Source organism: Pseudomonas sp. GNP014 (assembly GCF_054344005.1).
Map to the genome: position 1 here is coordinate 1,448,673 of NZ_JBTGUS010000001.1, position 18,973 is coordinate 1,467,645.

Genomic DNA, 18,973 nt, shown 5'->3' on the forward strand with positions numbered 1-18,973 from the left:
AGGCTCCGAAAGCGAAGGACCTCACCTTAGCCGCCGGTCTTCGTCAGAACCCCGTCAGTCGGATTACAAGTTTGTAATGGGCAATCGCGCCGAAGGCGCCTAGCCTGTATGCCTGATCAATCGAGGTGTGCCATGCGTTTGCTGGTCGTAGAAGATGAAGCCAAAACCGCGAATTTCCTGGCCAAAGGCCTGGGTGAATCGGGTTTTGCTGTGGACGTGGCACTTAATGGCCTCGACGGGCGCTACTTCATCGAGCAGCAGGAGTACGACCTGATCATCCTCGACGTGATGCTGCCGGGCCTCAATGGCTGGCAACTGCTGCAACTGATCCGCCAGCGCGGCGCCACGCCGGTGTTGTTCCTCACCGCCAAGGATGCCATCGAAGACCGCGTGCGCGGCCTTGAACTGGGCGCCGACGATTACTTGCTCAAGCCCTTCGCGTTCGCCGAATTGCTCGCGCGGGTGCGCACGCTGCTGCGACGCGGGCCGATGCGCGAGGCCGAGTCCTACAGCATCGCCGACCTCGAAATTGATGTGCTGCGCCGCCGGGTCAGTCGCGGCGGCCAGCGTATTGCCCTGACCAACAAGGAATTTGCCCTGCTGCAACTGCTCGCCAGCCGTCAGGGCGAGGTGCTGTCGCGCACGCTGATCGCCTCACAGGTGTGGAACCTGAATTTCGACAGCGACACCAACATGGTCGAAGTCGCGGTGCGTCGCTTGCGGGCCAAGGTTGATGACCCGTACATGCCGAAACTGATCCACACCGTGCGCGGCGTCGGCTATCAGCTGGAAGCGCCCGACGATGCGCGCTAGGTCGATCGCCTGGCGGCTGGCGCTGGCGTTCGCTGTGGTCTGCGCGTTGGTGCTCAGTGCGATTGGCGTGTTTCTCTACCGCTCGCTGGCGTCGGAGATCGCTTACCGCGATGACCTGGCCTTGCTCGGTCGACTCGAGCAGGTGCGCGCGTTGCTCGCGGACAGCGACAGCCTCGACGCCTTGCAGGCGCGGCCGCGGCTCTATCAAAACATGCTCGGTAACCTCGACAGCCTGTTGCTGGTGCGGCGCGCCGACGGATCGAGCGTGATCGGCATCAACCCTCGGCAGCGCGAATTGCCGCCGCTCAAGGCGATCCCCCGCGAGCAAACGCCGCAGCGCCGCGACGTGCTGACCTGGCAGGCACCGGACGGTGCCGAACTGGCGCTGTTGTCCGGTGAAGCCCGAGGGCCGAACGGCGAACCGCTGACGGTGATCGCCGGCAAGGTGCTCAGTGAGCGCGAGCAGATGCTCGGCCGTTATCGCATGCGTCTGTATCTGGCGGTCGGGCTCGGCGCATTGCTGGCGTTCGCGTTGGGCCTGGTGTTGCTGCGCCGTGGCCTGCAACCGTTGCGCCAATTGAGCGAAGCGGTGCGCGGAATCGACCTGCGCAGCCTCGATCAACGGTTGTCGGCGAGCGGTACGCCGGCCGAGCTGCTCGAACCGGTGCAGGCGCTCAACGGCATGCTCGCGCGCCTGGACGACAGCGTGCAGCGGCTGTCGCAGTTTTCCGCCGACCTCGCGCACGAAATCCGCACGCCACTGCACACCTTGCTGGCGAGCAACGGGCAAGCGCTGAATCACCCGCGCAGCACGGCGGAGTATCAGGAGTTGCTGGCGTCGAACATGGAAGAATTCGAACGCCTCAAGCGCATGGCCGAAAATCTGATGTTCCTCGCTCGCGCCGAACAGGCGGAGCGGGCGCTCGACTTGCAGACGCTGGATCTGCATAGCCTCGGCGGCGAGCTGTGCGATTACTTTGAAGCCCTGGCCGATGATCGTCAGTTGCGCCTGGAAAACCAGCTGCACGGCGAACTGTTGGCCGACCAGCAATTGCTGCAGCGCGCCCTCGGTAATCTGCTGGCCAACGCGGTGCGCCACGCCGATACAGGCACGCTGATCAGCCTGCGGCGCTGCGATGAGCCGGGCGTGTGCTGGTTGCAGGTGCATAACCACGGCCCGGCCATTGCGCCGCAGCATCTGGGCAAATTGTTCGATCGCTTTTATCGCGTCGATCCGTCACGGGCGGAGCCGGGGGATTCGGGTGGGCTGGGGCTGGCGATCGTGCAGTCGATCATGCAGTTGCATGGCGGGCGGGTGCGGGTGAGCAGTGATGCGAGTGGCACAGTGTTTGAGTTGGGCTTTGAGTTGATCTGACAGGCCTCTTCGCGAGCAAGCTCGCTCCCACAGGGTTTGGGGTGTACAAAAAGCTGTGTCACACCTTGATCACTGGGAGCGAGCTTGCTCGCGAAGAGGCCAGTCGATTCACCTTTCGGATCAATCAGCGCAACTGATCACGAAACTGCCCCGGCGTCATCCCCGTCCAGCGCTTGAACGCCCGGCTGAAACTGCTGGTGTCGGCAAACCCCAACAGATAACTCACTTCACTCAACGAACACTGTGGATCGCGCAGGTGCAGCAGCGCGAGATTCTCGCGGCTCTCGTTAAGCAGCGTGTCGAAGCGACAGCCTTCATCCGCCAGATGCCGTTGCAGGCTGCGCAGGCTCAGGTGCAAGGCCTGGGCAATGCGTTCGGCGCCGGGTTCGCCTTCGGGCAATTGTTCTTCGATGGCGTCGCGCACCTTGCGCTCCCAGGTCAGCGGCTTGAGCTGGGCCAGGGTGCGCTCGAGTACCGCTTCGTTGTGTTCGGCCAGTTCCGGGTTGGCATCGTCGAGGTGGCTGTCGAAGTCGGCGAGGGCGAACTCCAGGCGATCCTCGGCGCAGGAGAAGTGCACCGGTGCGCGGAACACCTTGTGCCACCGGTGCGCGTCGACCGGTTCCGGACGGCGCAGATACACCGCAAGCGGTGCGTAGTCGCGGCCCAGGCGATTGCGGCAGGTGCGCACGTAAATCGCGGCAAACGCATCAATGGCTTCGAAGGCCGGCGCCGGATTGCCTGACGGAATCTTCAGACGGAACAGATAACGCTCGTCGCTGCGGCTCAGTTCCAGCTCCAGCGCATCGCTGACCACCGGGTGATAACGCACGATGCGCTCGAATACCTCGCGCAGGCTGCCGCTGGCCACCAGCGCATAACCGAGCGCATGAAAGGTGGTCGGGCTGACGAAGCGCGACACCCGCAGACCGATCGCCGGATCGCCGCTGGCCTGCACCGCCAGTTCCCACAGGCGCGTGGTGCCGGACAGCGGATAACGCGCATTCGGGTCGTCCATCAGCTGCGGATCGAGGCCGGCCTGCTGGCACAGGGCAATGCTGTCCAGGCCCAGCGCATCGAGTTGCTTGCGCAAGGCACGGGTCCAACTGGCGAGGGAGGTCGGTTCCTTCATGCTGATTGGCGCTTCCGGTCAACAGGTTGGCGTTCTCGGCTAGCGTGTTCTGCAACCGCACAGGGCAGGATGCGAACATCAATAACCAGAGGATGGAAGCATGGACCGTACTTCTGCAAGTCCCCAGCGACACAATGCTGCCCAGCGATCAGCGCATATTCGCGAAGTGGTGCTGGCCAAAGGCGTCGAACTGCGTGAGCGCTACCCGATTCTCCGGCATCAGGACGCCCTCGGCGCTGGCATTCTGGCCTTTGCTCTGGCGGGGATGATCGGCTCGGCGGCGCTGTACATCACGGGTCACATGGCGTGGTGGGTGTGCCTGCTGCTCAACGCGTTTTTTGCGTCCTTGACCCATGAACTGGAACACGACCTGATCCACAGCATGTATTTCCGCAAACAACGCGTGCCGCACAACCTGATGATGGGCCTGGTGTGGCTGGCGCGGCCGAGCACCATCAACCCGTGGATTCGCCGTCATCTGCACCTCAACCATCACAAGGTGTCCGGCACCGAAACCGACATGGAAGAACGCGCGATCACCAACGGCGAACCGTGGGGTTTCGCGCGGCTGCTGATGGTCGGCGACAACGTAATGTCGGCGTTCATTCGTATGCTGCGGGCGAAAACCCGGGCGCACAAAATCAGCATCATCAAACGCTCGTTGAAGGTCTACGCGCCACTGGCGCTGGTGCATTGGGGCGCGTGGTACGTGTTTCTCGGCTTCCACGCGGCGAATGGCGTCGCCTATCTCATGGGGGCGCCAATCGAGTGGTCGGCGACTACGCTATCGGTGATGCAGGTGATCGACATCGCGGCCGTGGTGATCATCGGCCCGAACGTGCTGCGCACGTTTTGCCTGCACTTCATCAGTTCGAACATGCATTACTACGGTGATGTCGAGCCGGGCAATGTGCTGCAGCAATGCCAGGTGTTGAACCCGTGGTGGCTGTGGCCGTTGCAGGCGTTCTGCTTCAACTTCGGCAGCAGTCACGGGATCCACCATTTTGTGGTGAAAGAGCCGTTCTACATTCGCCAGATGACCGTGCCGGTGGCGCACAAAGTGATGCGCGAGATGGGGGTGCGGTTCAATGATTTCGGCACGTTCGGGCGGGCGAACCGGTTTGTTCGTCGGGATGAAATCGCGGTGTCTGGGGAGGCGGTGGAGGCCTGACAAGCTGCCCTCACCCTAACCCTCTCCCAGAGGGAGAGGGGACCGATTGGGGGATATCGAAGAGTTACGCCGACGTGAAAGTGCTTCGGTGAATCCATAATCGACTCATTTTCACAGGTTGATATTTAACGTAAGACACCTCGGTCAGCGCCCTCTCCCTCTGGGAGAGGGCTGGGCGGGCGGCGTTCCGATGAGGGGTTTTTGATCTTCCCCTCAATCCGGCTGAAACGGCGAAGCACTCAAGATCACTCCGGTCTCCTCCACATACTGCTGCCAATGCCCGATCAACGCGCTGAGCTTGTCCGGCTGACTCAACGCCCGATCATGAATCTCCCCCGGATCACTGGCCAGATCATACAACTGCCAGGTGGCCGGCCCCACCGGACCGGGGATCCACACTGCTTTCCACGACCCCTGGCGAATCGCCCGCCGCCCGAACAACTCCCAACCGGTGACGGTGTGTTCGTCATGCACCTGCGCCGTCTCGCCGGACAAAAAGCCCAGCCACGATTTACCCCGCAACGGCGCCACCGGTTTGCCGTGCCATTGCTTGCCCGGATGACGCACGCCAGCCAGATCGAGAATGGTCGGGGTGATGTCCATCACCGTGCCAAAGCCATGGCTGATCTGCCCTTTGATCGGCAGTTGCGGGTAGTGCAGCAGCGCCGGCACACGAATCCCGCCCTCGGTGGTAAAGGCCTTGAACAGTCGCGACGGCGCCGTCGCCACCTGCGCCCAGTTCGGTCCGTACCAGACGTAGGAATTGCCCCGGCCAATATTGTCGAGGCTGTTGTCGTAGTGCTGGTTCAGATAGGTCATCAACTCCGGGCCGAACTTGGGGAAGGCTTCCAGCAGCGCCCCTTCGGCACCGTTGTCGGACATGAACAGGATGAAGGTATTGTCGAGTTGCCCCTGCTGGCGCAGGTAATCGACCACCCGGCCGATGTTCCAGTCCATGCGCTCGACCATTGCCGCATAGACCTCCATCGCCCGTGCGGAAATCTGTCGTTGCTCATCGCTCAGTGCATCCCACTGCGCGCTCAGCTGGATCAGCGGGTGTGGTTCAACGTCGGGTTCGATCAGGCCCAGTGCCTTGAGTTTTTCCAGGCGTTCCAGACGCAGCACCTCGGGACCGGCGTCGTAACGGCCACGGTATTTTTCGACGATGTCAGCCGGCGCCTGCAACGGCCAGTGCGGTGCGGAAAACGGTAGATAAGCGAAGAACGGCCGGCTCTGATCGCGCTCCTTGAGGTACTGCAGCAGCTTGTCGCCGAAGGCATCGGACGAATAGAAATCCTTGGGCAATTCGTCGAGGAAGGTGTCGTCCTCGATGTACAGCGCCGGGGTCGACTTCAGCAGGCCCGGGGTGTGCTCGTCGTAAGTCGGCTCGAAACCATAGTGGTTGGCCGCTCCCGGCAACAGCGAGAACGACCGCTCGAAACCCCGCGCCTGCGGTGCTTGCTCAGCCTTCAGGCCCAGGTGCCATTTACCGCTCATCAACGTCTGGTAACCGGCCTCGCGCAGCAATTCGGGCAGGGCGACGACGCGGTCATTCAAGTAGCCCTCGTAACCCGGTTTGCCGATCAGCTCCGGGGTCAGGGTCTCGGCCATGGTGCCGATGCCGGCGATGTGGTGGTCGGTGCCGGTCAACAGCATCGAACGGGTTGGCGAGCAGGTCGGTGCGGTGTGGAAGTCGGTCAGACGCAGGCCGTTGTTGGCCAGGGCATCGAGGTTCGGGGTGGCAATTTCACCACCGAAGGCGCCGAGGTCGGAGAAGCCGAGATCGTCGGCCAGGATCACCAGAAAGTTGGGGCGTTGCGGCATCGAAAAGCTCCTCTCAGCAGGCAATGAACGACAGCGGCAGATCGCGGATCTGCACCGGCAGGCTCGGTTGGTAATGATCGTCACTGGTCAGTTCGTGCAGCAGCTCTTCACGCAACTGATGGAAGTCGAAACTGCTGCGCTGGCGCGGATGCGGCAGGGCAATGTCGACCACTTGCTTGATCCGACCCGGGCGCGGTTCCATCACCACCACGCGGTCGGCGAGAAAGATTGCTTCCTCGACGTCGTGGGTGACCAGAATCGTGGTGATTTTCGCCCGGTCACGAATCGCCAGCAGCTCGTCCTGCATCTGTTGGCGAGTCAGTGCATCGAGGGCGCCGAAAGGCTCGTCGAGCAGCAGAATCCGTGGGCTGGCAACCAACCCGCGAGCAATCGCCACGCGCTGGGCCATGCCGCCGGAGAGCTGGTGCGGATAGGCGCGAGTAAAGTCGCGCAGGCCGACCAGCTCGATGAAATCGTTGATGCGCTGCTGCTTTTCGACGGCGCTCAAGGGCTCGTTGACCAAGCCGAGTGCGATGTTGTCGGCCACCGTCAGCCACGGAAACAAACGGTGCTCCTGAAAGACGATGCCGCGTTCGCCGCCGATGCCGCTGACGGCTTTGCCATCCACCGTAATCTGCCCGCGAAATTGCGTGTCGAGGCCGACCAGCAAGCGCAGCAAGGTGGATTTGCCGCAGCCGCTGGAACCGACGATGGCGACAAACTCACCCTCGGCGATGTCCAGGTTGAATTCACGAATCGCCTCCAGTTCGAAACCGTCGACGTCGAAGGATTTGCCTACGTGGGTGAAGCTGACAATCGGTGCGTTCATGCGTGTCTCCAGCGAGTGGCGCGAATTTCCAGGCGTTGGCCGATGAGGTTGAGCAGGGCGCCGGTGAGGCCGACCAGCAGCATCCCGGCCATGATCAGGTCCATGCGCAGCAACTGTTGCGCGCCGATCATCTGGCTGCCGATGCCACCGTTCGACGGCATGAAATACTCGGCGCCGATGGTGCCGAGCCAGGCGTAGATCAGGCTCAGCCTGAGCCCGGCGAATATCCCCGGTGCTGCCCCCGGCAATACCAGGCGGCGCAGGCGCTGGCCGAGGCTCAAACGCAGTACTTGGGCGGCTTCGTCGAGTTGCGGCGAAAGGTTGGCGACGCTGCGGTGGGTGGCGATGAACAGTGGGAAAAACGCGGCGAGGGCGACGAACACCCACTTCGCCAGTTCACCCAATCCGAACCACGCGGTTAGCAGCGGCACCCAGGCGAAAATCGCGATCTGGCGAATGGCGGCGAGGGTTGGGCCGAGCAGCCGTTCGCTGGTGTGCGACAGGCCCAACAGCAGGCCGAGGGCGAAACCCAGTCCGCCACCCAACAACAAACCGCCCACGGTGCGGCCGAGACTCAAGGCCATGCCGCTGATCAGCGTGCCGTCGAACAGACCGTTTCTGGTCGTTTCCAGTACCGCCAGCGGGCTGACCAGAATGTTCGCATCGACCCATTGCTGATCGCTCGCCACTTGCCACAAGCCGATCAGGCCCAGCGGCAACAGCCACGGTTGCAGCCGCTGCCAGCCTTCATAGCGCGGGCCGCGGCGGATTTCGGCGGTAGCCGGGTGCGGCCAGTGCACCAGTTTGCGGTCGAGCCAGCCGATACCGCGATCCATTGCTACCCCGAGCACCCCGATGACCACAATGCACACGAACACGATGTCGAGCATGAACAGTTGCCGCGCCCAGACCATCAGATAGCCGATGCCTTCGCTGGAGGCCAGCAACTCCACTGCCAGCAAGGAAGTCCAGCCAGCGGCCAGGGCCAGGCGCACACCGGCCATGAACGCCGGCAGTGCAGCGGGCAGCACCAGGCGCCGGATCAGCAGGTACGGCGGCAGGCGCAAGACGGCGGCGGCTTCGCGCAGTTTCGGTTGCGCATCACGCACGCCCACCAGTGTGTGCAGGGTCACGGGGACCACGATGGCCTTGATCAGCACCACCAGTTTCAGCATTTCGCCGATGCCGAAAAACACCATGAACAGCGGAATCCACGCCAGTGTCGGCACCTGTGCCAGGCCGGCGAATGTCGGGAAGATCAGGCGTTCGAGACGACGGCTGAAACCTAGCGCCGCACCGAGTACCGCGCCGGCGGTAACGCCCGCCAGCAGGCCCCAGAACAACCGTTGCAGACTGATCCACAAATGGCTCCATAACTCGCCCTGGGACAACTCAATCGCGCTGTTCCACACCAGCGATGGCGCCGGCAGAATCTGTTCGCTCATCCATTGATTGCGCGCCGCCAGCCACCACAGGGCGAACAGTCCGAGCGGTAATATCCAGGGTAAAACGCGGTGGCTCAGGCTTGGCCAGGTACGCCGGCTTTTCAACGGCGGTGCGGCCAGTGGCAGGCTGAGCAGGGATTCACGGGCCATGGTGACCTCCGTTGTCGGGTTGGATCGAGTCAGCGGAATTAGCTAAAAACCAATAGTTATAAGCGAGTTAGAAAATAATCATTTTGGATATAATCAGCGCCATTTAAGGCCTCCAGCCCTGCACGCATCCAATGCATTCGAAGAATATTTTCGATGCTCTCCATGCATACCGCCCTGCATGTCCCGACTTTGCTGGCTTAGCGTGAAAAGTAATAAAAATGTGCTTTTTAAGTATTTAAGCGCTGATGCGGATTGCGCCTACTTTCGGCTCCTCAATGCCGTCGTGATCAGGAGCCGCACCCATGAACCTTCCCTTCAAACGTGTCATCAGTCTGTTTGCCGCGCCGGCACTGGCGGGTCTGCTGGCGTTCGCTGCCCAGGCCGACGAGCTCAAGGAAATCAGGATTGCCGTGCCTGATCTGAGCGCCGGCACCCAGCACAGCGGCGGGGGCATCGTGGACGTGCTGCGCGATCAGCAGATCTTCGAAAAGGCCTTCGCCGATCAGGGCATCAAGATTCAGTGGAGCTTCTTCAAGGGCGCCGGACCTGTGATCAACGAGGCGTTCGCCAATGGCCAAGTGGACCTGGCCTATCTCGGAGACCTGGCGGCCATCATCGGCAAATCCAACGGACTGGATACGCGCCTGCTCAGCGCCAGCGCCCGGGGTGTGAAGCAATACCTGGGCGTGGTGCCGGGTTCGGGGATCAAGACGCTGCAGGATCTCAAAGGCAAGCGCGTGGCGATCTTCCGGGGCACTGCGACCCAGTTGTCGTTCGATGCGGCGCTGGCCAGCGTGGGCCTGAGCGAGAAGGACGTGAAGGTGATCAACCTCGATTTCAACGCAGCGGTTGCGGCGCTGGCGGCGAAGCAGATCGATGCGTCGTGGGGCAGCTCCGGACTGACCGCATTGCAGGCTAAAGGCCTGGCTGAGCTGCCATTGAACACCAAGGACCTCGGTGGCGCCGGCAGTGTGCAGTCGGTGCTGGTGGGCACCGGCAAGTTTGTCGACGGACATCCGGAAGCCGTGGCGAAGCTGCTCAAGGCGCAGCAGCAGGCAGTGGAGTGGCTGACTCAGGACAGCAACAAGGACGCTTACGTGCAACTGGTTTCGGGGCTCGCGAGCTATCCGCCGGTGATCCTGACCCAGGATCTGAAGGATCAGAATCTGAGCGAAGTGTTCCCGTCGACACTGGATCCGCTGTTCCTCGAAAACCTGCAGGGCAAGGTGGATCTGGCGGCGCAGCAGAAGCTGATTCGCAAGCCGTTCAAGGTGAACGAGTGGGTGGCGCCTGAGCTGGCGGCCGCGAAGCTCTGAGTCATGCGGTCATTCCCGCGCAGCGCGTGGGAATGACCCTCAAACCGCGACGCTGATCTGCTGTTTATCCACCGCCACCAGCGTCTCGATCATCGCTCTTGCTGCCGGCGACAACCGGAACCCGGTGCGACTGACAATCCCGCAGCGCGCATTCATGCTCTCCAGGTTTTGCGGCAGATTGCGCCACTGCAATAACACCAGCGAACCCTTGGCGATGTCCTCGACGAACGCCTCTTCCGTGCCTACGCCAATCGCATTCGATTGCAGCACCACTTTCACCAGTGCCGGAAAATGCTCGGTCTCGATAGTCGGGGAAAAATCGATCCGGCCGCTGAGGTTCGCCAGCAGTTTGCGGATCCCCGGCGGGATCAGTGTGGTCGCCAGCGGGTAGTCGAACATGTCGTTGGTCGACAGGCTTTCCTTGGCCAGCAACGGGTGCCCCGGCCGGCAGAAAAACACCCCGCGCTTGGGCGTCAGGGCCTGGGTCTGGAAGTTCGGATCGGCTTCGAAATGACGGATGTCGGCGATAAAGAATTCGATCTCCTCGCGGCTCAGCGCACGGCTGAGTTTTTCCCAGTTGTCCACCTGAAAACAGGTGCGCACTTTCGGGTGCGCGTTGATGAATTGCGCCACCGCATCCGGCACCAGTTTCACCGCCGGCGCCGGGCCGCAACCGAAGTGCACTTCACCGGCATCAAGCTTGGTCATCTGCGTCACTTCGGCGCTGAGCAGCGCCGCACCTTGCACCAGGCTCAGGGCGTGTTGCAGCACCACCTGACCCTCGGGCGTGGGGCGCAGATCCTTGTTGCCGCGATCCACCAGCACGCAGCCGAACTCCTGCTCCAGCCCTTGAATGCTGCGGCTGAACGCTGGTTGGGTGATGCCCATCGCATCCGCCGCACGGACAAAACTGCGGTGTTCGTTGAGGGCGATGAAGTAGCGCAACTGGCGAAGATCCATATGCTTTTCCGGCATCCTAAAAATAGCTCGAAGGCATTTGCGACGAGGGTTGCTTGAGGTTTTAAATGCAAGCTCTTATTCCGTCAACGAAGCATGTGAATATCTATTAGATGTAAATGGAATATAGATAGAGCGATGTTTCGCTGCCGCCCAACCGCAAGCAGTCGATGAGGGTCTACCCATGAGCAATGCCGCACTCGCTGTAAAACCCGCTGTCCACTCGCTGGAAATCCATCCGGTGGCCGGTCGTATCGGCGCCGAAATTCGCGGCGTGCACCTGTCCGGTGAACTGGACGCTGCCACGATCGAAGCCATTCAGCAGGCGCTGATCCAGTACAAGGTCGTGTTCTTCCGCGAGCAGACCCAACTCGACGATCAGCGCCAGGAAGCCTTCGCCCATCTGCTCGGCGAACCCGTGGCGCACCCGACCGTGCCGGTGCGTGAGGGCACGCGTTACCTGCTGGAACTGGACGGTGCCGAGGGTCAGCGCGCCAACTCCTGGCACACCGACGTGACCTTCGTCGACGCCTACCCGAAAGCCTCGATCCTGCGTTCGGTGGTGGCCCCGGCCTTCGGTGGCGACACCCTGTGGGCCAACACCGCGACCGCGTACAACGAACTGCCCACCGAGCTGCGCGAGCTGGCGGACAAACTGGTCGCCGTGCACAGCAACGAATACGACTACGCCGGGGCCAAGCCTGACGTCTCGGCGGAGAAGCTCGAGCGCTATCGCAAGGTTTTCACCTCGACGGTCTACGAGACCGAGCACCCGGTGGTGCGTGTGCACCCGATCAGCGGCGAGAAGAGCTTGCTGCTGGGGCATTTCGTCAAGCGCATCAAGGGTTATTCGCAGGCGGATTCGGCGCATCTGTTCGGCCTGTTGCAGAGCCATGTGATCCGTCAGGAAAACACCGTGCGCTGGCGCTGGAAAGCCGGCGATGTGGCGATCTGGGATAACCGCTCGACGCAGCATTATGCGATTGATGATTACGGGACTCAGGATCGGGTGGTGCGGCGGGTGACGTTGAAAGGTGAGGTGCCGGTTGGGGCTTCTGGGCAGCGTAGCCAGACCATCAAGGGTCGTGATTGAAGATCAAAAAACCCTCATCGGAACGCCGCCCGCCCAGCCCTCTCCCAGAAGGAGAGGGCGCCGATTGGGGGCTTTTCGAGCCTGAGTTCAACCTTGATATTTCAGGTCGGCGTAGAGCTAAAAAACAACTCGGTCAGTCCCCTCTCCCTCTGGGAGAGGGTTAGGGTGAGGGGCTCTTAAAACTACCAAACCCCAATCTGAACAACCTTCTCTGTCTCCGGCTCGCCATAGCGAAACCGCTGCCCGCGCCAATCAATCTCCTGATGACTGATCGTGGTCCGCCGCTTCAACCCGCGCACCCACTCAAACAAATACCCCGCATGCTCCTCGCGCACCGCCGCGAATGCCGGATCTTCACCCAAATCACGCAGCTCCTGCGGATCGTTCAGCAGATCAAACAACTGTGGCCGGAAGCCGTCGTACGCCAGGTATTTCCAGCGCTCGCTGCGCACCATGGTCATGCGGCAGCGGTCGATCGGCTGGCCGAGACGCTCGCGCGCCGGCGCCTGGAAGGCGTAGTCGTATTCGCTGATGGCATAGCGGCGCCACTCAGGATTTTCACCGTGCAACAACGGGATCAGCGAGCGTCCTTCGAGCCGATGCTCGGCCCCCGGCAAGCCCAGTGCCTGCAAAAACGTCGGCAATGCGTCGATGGTTTCCGCCAGTCGCTCCTCCACCGTTCCCCGCGTGGCATCTGCCGCCGCGCGCGGGTCGCGCACGATCAGTGGCACGCCCACCGCTTGTTCCAGCAAAAACTCCTTCTCGCCCAACCAGTGATCGCCGAGAAAGTCGCCGTGATCGCTGGTGAACACGATCAAGGTGTCATCCCAACGTCCATTGCTCTGCAGGAAATCAAACAGCCGCCCGAGCTGATCATCCACTTGCTTGATCAGGCCCATGTAAGTGGGGATTACATTCAATCGTACTGAATCGCGAGAGAAGTTGAGGCTTTCCTCATGCTGGCGGAACGCCGTGTATACGGGGTGTTTGCTGGCTTCGGAGGGCGTCGCGCGGACCGCGTCGAGAACCGATTTCGTACTGTACAAGGCGTGGTATGGCGCCGGTACGATATAGGGCCAGTGCGGTTTGATGTAGGAGAGGTGTAAACACCACGATTTCTCACCTTGTTCGGTGATGAAGTCGATCGCTCGATTTGTAGTGTAGACAGTCTCTGAGTGTTGCTCGGGAATTCGTGCTGGCAAATTCGCATGACGCATTTTCCAGCCGCTGAGGATTTCGCCGTGCTCGCCTTCGGCGGCATTGGCCCAGTCGTGCCAGGGGTTGCGCCCGTCGAAACCCTGCTCGCGCAGGTAATGGGTGTAAGGCGCGGATTCGCGTTTGTCGTCGAACAGCGGGTCTTCGGGGAAGATCCCGTCGTGGCGAAAGTACGGTTCGAAGCCGACCTCGTTGAGCGCCTCGGCCTGCGCACTGTCGGGGTTGATCGCCAGACGCTGCAAGGCATCGACATTGGCCGTGGCGTGGGTCTTGCCGACCAGCGCGGTACGGATGCCGTGGGGGCGCAGGTAGTCGCCGATGGTCAGTTCCTCCAGCGGCAGCGGCACCGCGTTCCACGCCACTTGATGACTGCTGACGTAACGCCCGGTGTAGGCCGACATTCTCGACGGCCCGCAGATCGTGCCTTGGGTGTAGGCGCGGCCGAAACGCACGCCGGCGGCGGCCAGTCGATCAATGTTCGGCGTGTGCAGATGCGGGTGGCCGTAGCAGGACAGGTAATCGCGGCGCAGTTGATCGCACATGATGTACAGCACGTTGCGCACGGGGTTTGGCGGGTTGGACATGGGGTTCACCGGTCAGAGAGACAGGCAAGGGTTGTCGCTTTCGGTGGGGGTGTTCGGCAAGTGCATTTGGGGAATGGGTTTTATGCAGGGAATGCATCAGTGCGAGTGGCGACGCTATCGCTGGCAAGCCAGCTCCCACAGGATTTGCGCCAGATACAAATGATGTGAACACCCGGAACGTGTGGGAGCTGGCTTGCCAGCGATAGCGGTGGATCAGACAGCGAGTCGATCCAGCGAACACACCTCCTCATCCACCGCATCAACCGCCTTGATCTGCTCAATCATCGCCTCCGCCAGCGGCGACAACCGATACCCCGCGCGGCTGACAATCCCGTAGCGGGTGTACAACTCTTCAAGATCATCGGCCAAGCCTTCAATGCGCAAACACACCAGTTCACCCTTGGCCTGATGCAGCGCATCAGAGTACGCGCCGACAATCCCGATCGCCTCCGAACGCAGCACCACACTCAGCAGACTCGCACTGTTTTCACACTCCACATTCGGCGTGAAATCCGGGCGACCGCTGAGGTCGACGATGACCTTGCGCAGGTTTGGCGGGCGGATGCTCACTGCCAGTGGATAACTCATCAGTTGCTCGGCCGTGACCCGTTCCAAAGCGGCCAGCGGATGCCCCGCACGACAACAGAAATGCCATTTGCGCGGACGCAATCGGTAGGTGAGGTAATCCGGGTCGGCCTCGAAGTGCCGGGTGTCGGCGACGAAGAATTCGAACTCCTCGCTGAGCAGGCGTTTGCTCAGGCTCTGCCAGTCATCGACCTGAAACTGCACCCGTGCCTTCGGGTAGCGCCCGATGAATGCGCCGATCGCGCGCGGGATCAATCCGGCTGCCGGCGCCGGCCCGCAACCGAAGCGCAATTCCCCCGCCTCCAGCCCATTGAACTGACTGATCTCGTTGGCCATCTGCTGCGCGCCGCTGACCAGTCGTCGCGCATGTTCGAGCAGCACCTGGCCCTGTTTGGTTGGTGGCAGATCCTTGCGCCCGCGATCAACCAACAGGCAGCCAACGCTGTGTTCCAGCGCCTGAATGCTGCGGCTGAACGCCGACTGCGACAGGTTCACCGCCTGCGCGCCAGCGACGAAGCTGCGTTGTTCGGCGAGGGCGATGAAGTGGCGGAGCTGGCGCAAGTCGATATGCATTTTTCACATAAAAAATATCCGGGAAATGCATTGGATATGCATTAGGTCGACTCCTTATAAAGGCAATCTCTTATGCAGTAAATATTTGTAAATACATAAATAAATAACTTAAAAGAATATGCAGCGCTGAAGATGTCTGTGTGTTTTTTGACCAGGAGCCGCGCCATGAGTCCGTTGAACCTTGCGTCACCCTTAACACCACGACGGCTCAAACGCCTGCCTCTGGCCCTGCTGCTGGCAGGGAGTGCGAGCTGGACTCATGGTTACGCCGCCGAGACGCAAACCCCGTCGCCGGCTCCGGCCGACAAGCCGGTCGTCAACAGTTCGCAGCTGGAAACCGTGACCGTCACTACTCGCCGCCGCGAAGAAAGCTCGCAGGATGTGCCGACGCCGATGAGCGTGGTCAGCGGCCAGAATCTGGAGAAACAGCGGGTCTACCGGATTCAGGATTTGCAGCAACTGGTGCCCAGCGTCAACGTCGCCTACATGCACGCACGCCAGTCCAGCGTGTCGATTCGGGGCCTGGGCAACAACCCGGCCAGTGATGGCCTGGAAGGCAGCGTCGGGCTGTACATCGACAACGTTTATCTGGGGCGTCCGGGGATGGCGGTGTTCGATTTGATGGACATCGAACAGCTGGAAGTCCTGCGCGGACCGCAGGGCACGCTGTTCGGCAAAAACACCACCGCCGGGGTGATCAATATCAGCACCCGCGCCCCGACGTTCACGCCGGAGCGCAGCATCGAAACCTCGGTGGGCGAGGACGGTTATTTCCAGACCAAGGGCACGATTTCCGGGCCGCTCAACGATCAACTGGCCGGACGCTTTTCGGCCTACCGCACGCGCAGCGACGGCGATATCAAGAACGAATACGACGGCCATGATCTGAATGGCGGCTCGCGCGACGGCTTCCGTGCACAGTTGCTGTTCAAGCCCAATGACGATTTCAGCCTGCGCTGGATCGGTGACTACAACGAAGAGGATTCCAGCGCCGGCACCCGCGTGTTGTACAACACCGGGCCGACCATCAACGGCGTCAATCTCTATCAGGCGCGGGCCAACGCGGCGGGCGCGACGCTGGTCAACGGTGCGCACCGCAAGGTGAATCTGGACAACGATCAGCACGTCACCGTGCATCAGGGCGGCACCTCGGTTGAAGCCAACTGGACCTTGCCGAGCGACTTCACGCTGACCTCGATCAGCGCCTATCGCTTCTGGAATTTCACCCCGCGTAACGACGATGGCCTCAACGTGCCGGCGAGTTACAACGCCGGGGTTTCGGTGGAAGACAAACAGTATTCGCAGGAATTTCGTCTGGCCTCGCCCAAGGGCGAGTTCTTCGATTACGTAGTCGGTGCTTATTACTTTGGCTCGGACCTGGACAACAAATCCTTCGCCTATTACGGCCCCCAGGCCGACATCTGGAATGGCACGCCGCGCGGGGCGCTGGCCAATGTCACCAGCATCGGCAACGGCCATATCAAGACCGACAGTTTTGCGCTGTTTGCCCAAGGCACCTGGCATCTGACCGAGCGCCTGGATTTCACCGCCGGGGTACGCGGCACTTACGAAGAGAAATCCGCCTGGGTCACCCGTGATGCACCGCTCGGTGGGGCCGCTGTGACCGGCGCGGCGGCCACGGCGCGTCGCGGGCGAGCCGGGGCCTACGATTCCGGCGATTTAAACCAGTACAGCTCCAGCCCGTCCGGTCTGCTCAACCTCAGTTACCGCATCACCGACGACGTGCTGGGCTATGCCACGCTCTCCCACGGCGAGAAATCCGGCGGGGTCAACCTGGCGGTGGGCTCGGCGCCAACGGCCGGGGCCGAGTCGTTGCTGATTGGCACCGAACGCGCGAACAACGCCGAACTCGGTTTCAAGAGCACACTGTGGGATCACCGTTTGCAGCTCAACGCCAACCTATTCTGGACCCAGGTCAACGCTTACCAGACCAACGCCTATGACGCCGACAACCGCGTGCAATACCTGACCAACGCCGGCTCGGTCCGGTCGCGCGGCGTCGAATTCGAAAGCACCGTGATCCCGCTGCGCGGCCTGACCCTGAACATCAACGGCTCGTACAACGACGTCAGCTATCTCTCCTACAAAGATGCGCCGTGCCCGCCGGAAGTCAGTCTCGCACCGGGCGCTCCGGCCTCCTGCGACCTTACCGGGCATCAAGTGGTCGGCGCGTCGAAATGGATCGGCAACGCCAACGGCGAATATAAGTGGAACCTGGCTAACGGTTTCGAACCCTACGTCACTGCCAGCTACGCGTTCCGCTCCAAAGCAGTGGGCACGGTCGAGGATTCCGACTACGGGCAGATCCCGAGCTACGCGGTGGTCAACTTTTCCACCGGTCTGCGCGGCGACTTCAACCAGGGCCAGTGGGACGTTTCGCTGTGGCTGAAAAACGCCTTCGACAAGACCTATTACACAACCCTGTGGACCGGCGGCAACGGCGGCTATGAAGGCTTGCTCGGCACACCGCGCACCCTTGGGGTTACCGGTCGCTACGACTTCTGATCCGTCATTCAAGGAGCTGCACAATGTTGCGCATCAAAACCGCTTTACCGGTATTGCTGTCAGGCGCGGTCTTCAGTGCCGGCGCGTTCGCCGCGCCCAGCGTGTACCCGACCGGAGTGACCCGGTACGACCCGGACAAGGCGTTCAATCAGTACGTGATCTTCAGTGGCGCCGACAAGCAGACGCACCTGATCGACATGAATGGCAATGAGGTGAAAACCTGGCCCCAGGAAGGTTTTCCGTCGGCCATCATCGACCCGAAACTGGTTGGCGGTGAGCGCGGGCATGTGCTGCTGCAACTGAGTGCGAAGGAGCCGGGCAAACTCGGTTCGGCCGGCAACGGGCTGGGCAACCAGAGTGTTGGCGAGCTCGACTGGAACGGCACAGTGGTCTGGCAGTGGGGCGACAAGGCGCCCGGTGGTGCGGCGCAACAGCACCATGATCAGCGCCGTTTGAGCAACGGCAACACGGTGGTGCTGGCGAACAAGGTGCACACGATCAAAGGCTTCAAAGCGCCCGAGGTGATTGATGATGCGATCTATGAAGTCAGCCCCGGCGGTGAGGTGAAATGGCAGTGGCTAGCCTCAGAGCACCTCAACGAATTCGGCTTCACCCCCGAGCAATTGAAACAGGTGCGCGCCAGCGACAACCCGGATTACCTGCATATCAACAACCTCAGTGTGGTCGGGCCAAACAAGTGGTTCGATGCCGGCGACAAGCGCTTCAATCCGGACAATCTGCTGCTCGATTCGCGCAACGCCAACTTCATTGCAATCATCGACAAAAAGACCGGAAAAGTGGTCTGGCGCCTCGGCCCGAACTTGCCGCTGATCAACCCAAAAACCGCGCAAAAACTGCCGCGCCCGGTGGACCAGTTTGTCGGCCAGCATGACGCGCACATCATCCCGGCCGGGCTGCCTGGTGCCGGCAACCTGCTGGTATTCGACAATCAGGGTTCGGCGGGATATCCGAACGTCCCCCTCGGGCTGATTTCCGGCTCGCGGGTGCTGGAAATCGATCCGCAGAAAAACGAAATCGTCTGGCAGTACAGTGCGGCCAATTCGAAGCAGCCGGGATGGGCGTTCTACAGTTCGTTCATCAGCAGTGCGCGACGTCTGCCCAATGGCAATACGCTGATCGACGAAGGCATGAACGGGCGGTTTTTCCAGGTCACGGCGAGCGGTGAAAACGTCTGGGAATACGTCAGCCCGTACCTGGGCAAGGCGCCGGGCAGCGATGCGATCAGCAACTGGGTGTATCGGGCGCTGCCTGTGAGTTATGACTGGGTGCCACTTGGAACGCCACGTTCCGAGACTGCAGTGATTGCCCCTGCCATTGGCGTGCAACAAGCCAGCGCGAGCCGTTAGTAGAAATGGAATTAATGCTCT

14 protein-coding genes are annotated in these 18,973 nt (G+C 61.4%); 7 read left to right on the plus strand and 7 right to left on the minus strand.

What is annotated here, in order from left to right; translation table 11 throughout:
* The first annotated feature begins 132 nt into the window (after window positions 1–132).
* Both ACXX9E_RS06640 and ACXX9E_RS06645 read left to right on the plus strand, forming a co-directional pair.
* The gene (locus ACXX9E_RS06640; RefSeq protein WP_123470456.1) at window positions 133–813 is read left to right on the plus strand and encodes a heavy metal response regulator transcription factor; all 681 of its coding nucleotides are present in this window, start codon (window positions 133–135) and stop codon (window positions 811–813) included.
* The gene (locus ACXX9E_RS06645) at window positions 803–2,188 is read left to right on the plus strand and encodes a heavy metal sensor histidine kinase (RefSeq protein ID WP_458555199.1); all 1,386 of its coding nucleotides are present in this window, start codon (window positions 803–805) and stop codon (window positions 2,186–2,188) included. The genes ACXX9E_RS06640 and ACXX9E_RS06645 overlap by 11 nt, the downstream gene beginning before the upstream one ends.
* Before the next feature lie 124 nt (window positions 2,189–2,312).
* Here the strand turns inward: ACXX9E_RS06645 and ACXX9E_RS06650 are convergent, their stop codons facing one another.
* Entirely contained in the window at window positions 2,313–3,317 is a 1,005-nt protein-coding gene (locus tag ACXX9E_RS06650; RefSeq protein ID WP_123470460.1) for an AraC family transcriptional regulator, read from the minus strand.
* Window positions 3,318–3,417: 100 nt separating this feature from the next.
* Between ACXX9E_RS06650 and ACXX9E_RS06655 the strand changes: the two genes are divergently transcribed.
* A complete protein-coding gene (locus ACXX9E_RS06655) occupies window positions 3,418–4,488 on the plus strand; it encodes a fatty acid desaturase (protein WP_340134523.1) in 1,071 nt (356 codons plus the stop codon).
* Window positions 4,489–4,701: 213 nt separating this feature from the next.
* On the opposite strand, the gene ACXX9E_RS06660 is transcribed toward ACXX9E_RS06655, so the two are convergent.
* From ACXX9E_RS06660 to ACXX9E_RS06670, 3 genes are read right to left on the minus strand one after another with little or no spacing between them, the layout of a single operon-like run.
* Window positions 4,702–6,312, minus strand: a complete 1,611-nt coding sequence (locus tag ACXX9E_RS06660; RefSeq protein WP_458555200.1) for an arylsulfatase — start codon at window positions 6,310–6,312, stop codon at window positions 4,702–4,704.
* A 13-nt stretch (window positions 6,313–6,325) separates the two neighbouring features.
* On the minus strand, window positions 6,326–7,141 hold the full coding sequence (locus ACXX9E_RS06665; protein ID WP_458555201.1) for an ABC transporter ATP-binding protein: 816 nt from the start codon (window positions 7,139–7,141) through the stop codon (window positions 6,326–6,328).
* Window positions 7,138–8,736 carry an ABC transporter permease gene (locus tag ACXX9E_RS06670; RefSeq protein WP_458555202.1) on the minus strand — a complete coding sequence of 533 codons (1,599 nt, stop codon included), beginning with the start codon at window positions 8,734–8,736 and terminating at the stop codon, window positions 7,138–7,140. Before ACXX9E_RS06670 ends, ACXX9E_RS06665 begins: the two co-directional genes overlap by 4 nt.
* A gap of 302 nt (window positions 8,737–9,038) precedes the next feature.
* Here ACXX9E_RS06670 and ACXX9E_RS06675 point away from each other — a divergent pair, with 302 nt between their 5' ends.
* Entirely contained in the window at window positions 9,039–10,052 is a 1,014-nt protein-coding gene (locus ACXX9E_RS06675; protein WP_186748064.1) for an ABC transporter substrate-binding protein, read from the plus strand.
* Between the two features lie 39 nt (window positions 10,053–10,091).
* Here ACXX9E_RS06675 and ACXX9E_RS06680 read toward each other — a convergent pair whose 3' ends face one another.
* On the minus strand, window positions 10,092–11,012 hold the full coding sequence (locus ACXX9E_RS06680) for a LysR family transcriptional regulator (protein ID WP_123470473.1): 921 nt from the start codon (window positions 11,010–11,012) through the stop codon (window positions 10,092–10,094).
* 181 nt (window positions 11,013–11,193) lie between these two features.
* On the opposite strand from ACXX9E_RS06680, the gene ACXX9E_RS06685 reads away from it, so the two are divergent.
* Window positions 11,194–12,102 (plus strand): TauD/TfdA dioxygenase family protein, encoded by a 909-nt coding sequence (locus tag ACXX9E_RS06685; RefSeq protein WP_458555203.1) that lies wholly within the window; start codon window positions 11,194–11,196, stop codon window positions 12,100–12,102.
* A gap of 182 nt (window positions 12,103–12,284) precedes the next feature.
* On the opposite strand, the gene ACXX9E_RS06690 is transcribed toward ACXX9E_RS06685, so the two are convergent.
* Both ACXX9E_RS06690 and ACXX9E_RS06695 read right to left on the minus strand, forming a co-directional pair.
* A complete protein-coding gene (locus ACXX9E_RS06690) occupies window positions 12,285–13,901 on the minus strand; it encodes an alkaline phosphatase family protein (protein WP_458555204.1) in 1,617 nt (538 codons plus the stop codon).
* Between the two features lie 213 nt (window positions 13,902–14,114).
* Entirely contained in the window at window positions 14,115–15,059 is a 945-nt protein-coding gene (locus ACXX9E_RS06695) for a LysR family transcriptional regulator (protein WP_458555205.1), read from the minus strand.
* A gap of 165 nt (window positions 15,060–15,224) precedes the next feature.
* On the opposite strand from ACXX9E_RS06695, the gene ACXX9E_RS06700 reads away from it, so the two are divergent.
* Together ACXX9E_RS06700 and ACXX9E_RS06705 are read left to right on the plus strand one after the other, a co-directional pair.
* A complete protein-coding gene (locus ACXX9E_RS06700) occupies window positions 15,225–17,585 on the plus strand; it encodes a TonB-dependent receptor (RefSeq protein WP_458555206.1) in 2,361 nt (786 codons plus the stop codon).
* Between the two features lie 23 nt (window positions 17,586–17,608).
* Complete coding sequence (locus tag ACXX9E_RS06705) at window positions 17,609–18,952, plus strand: aryl-sulfate sulfotransferase (protein WP_123470482.1); 1,344 nt, start codon at window positions 17,609–17,611, stop codon at window positions 18,950–18,952.
* Window positions 18,953–18,973 lie beyond the last annotated feature (21 nt).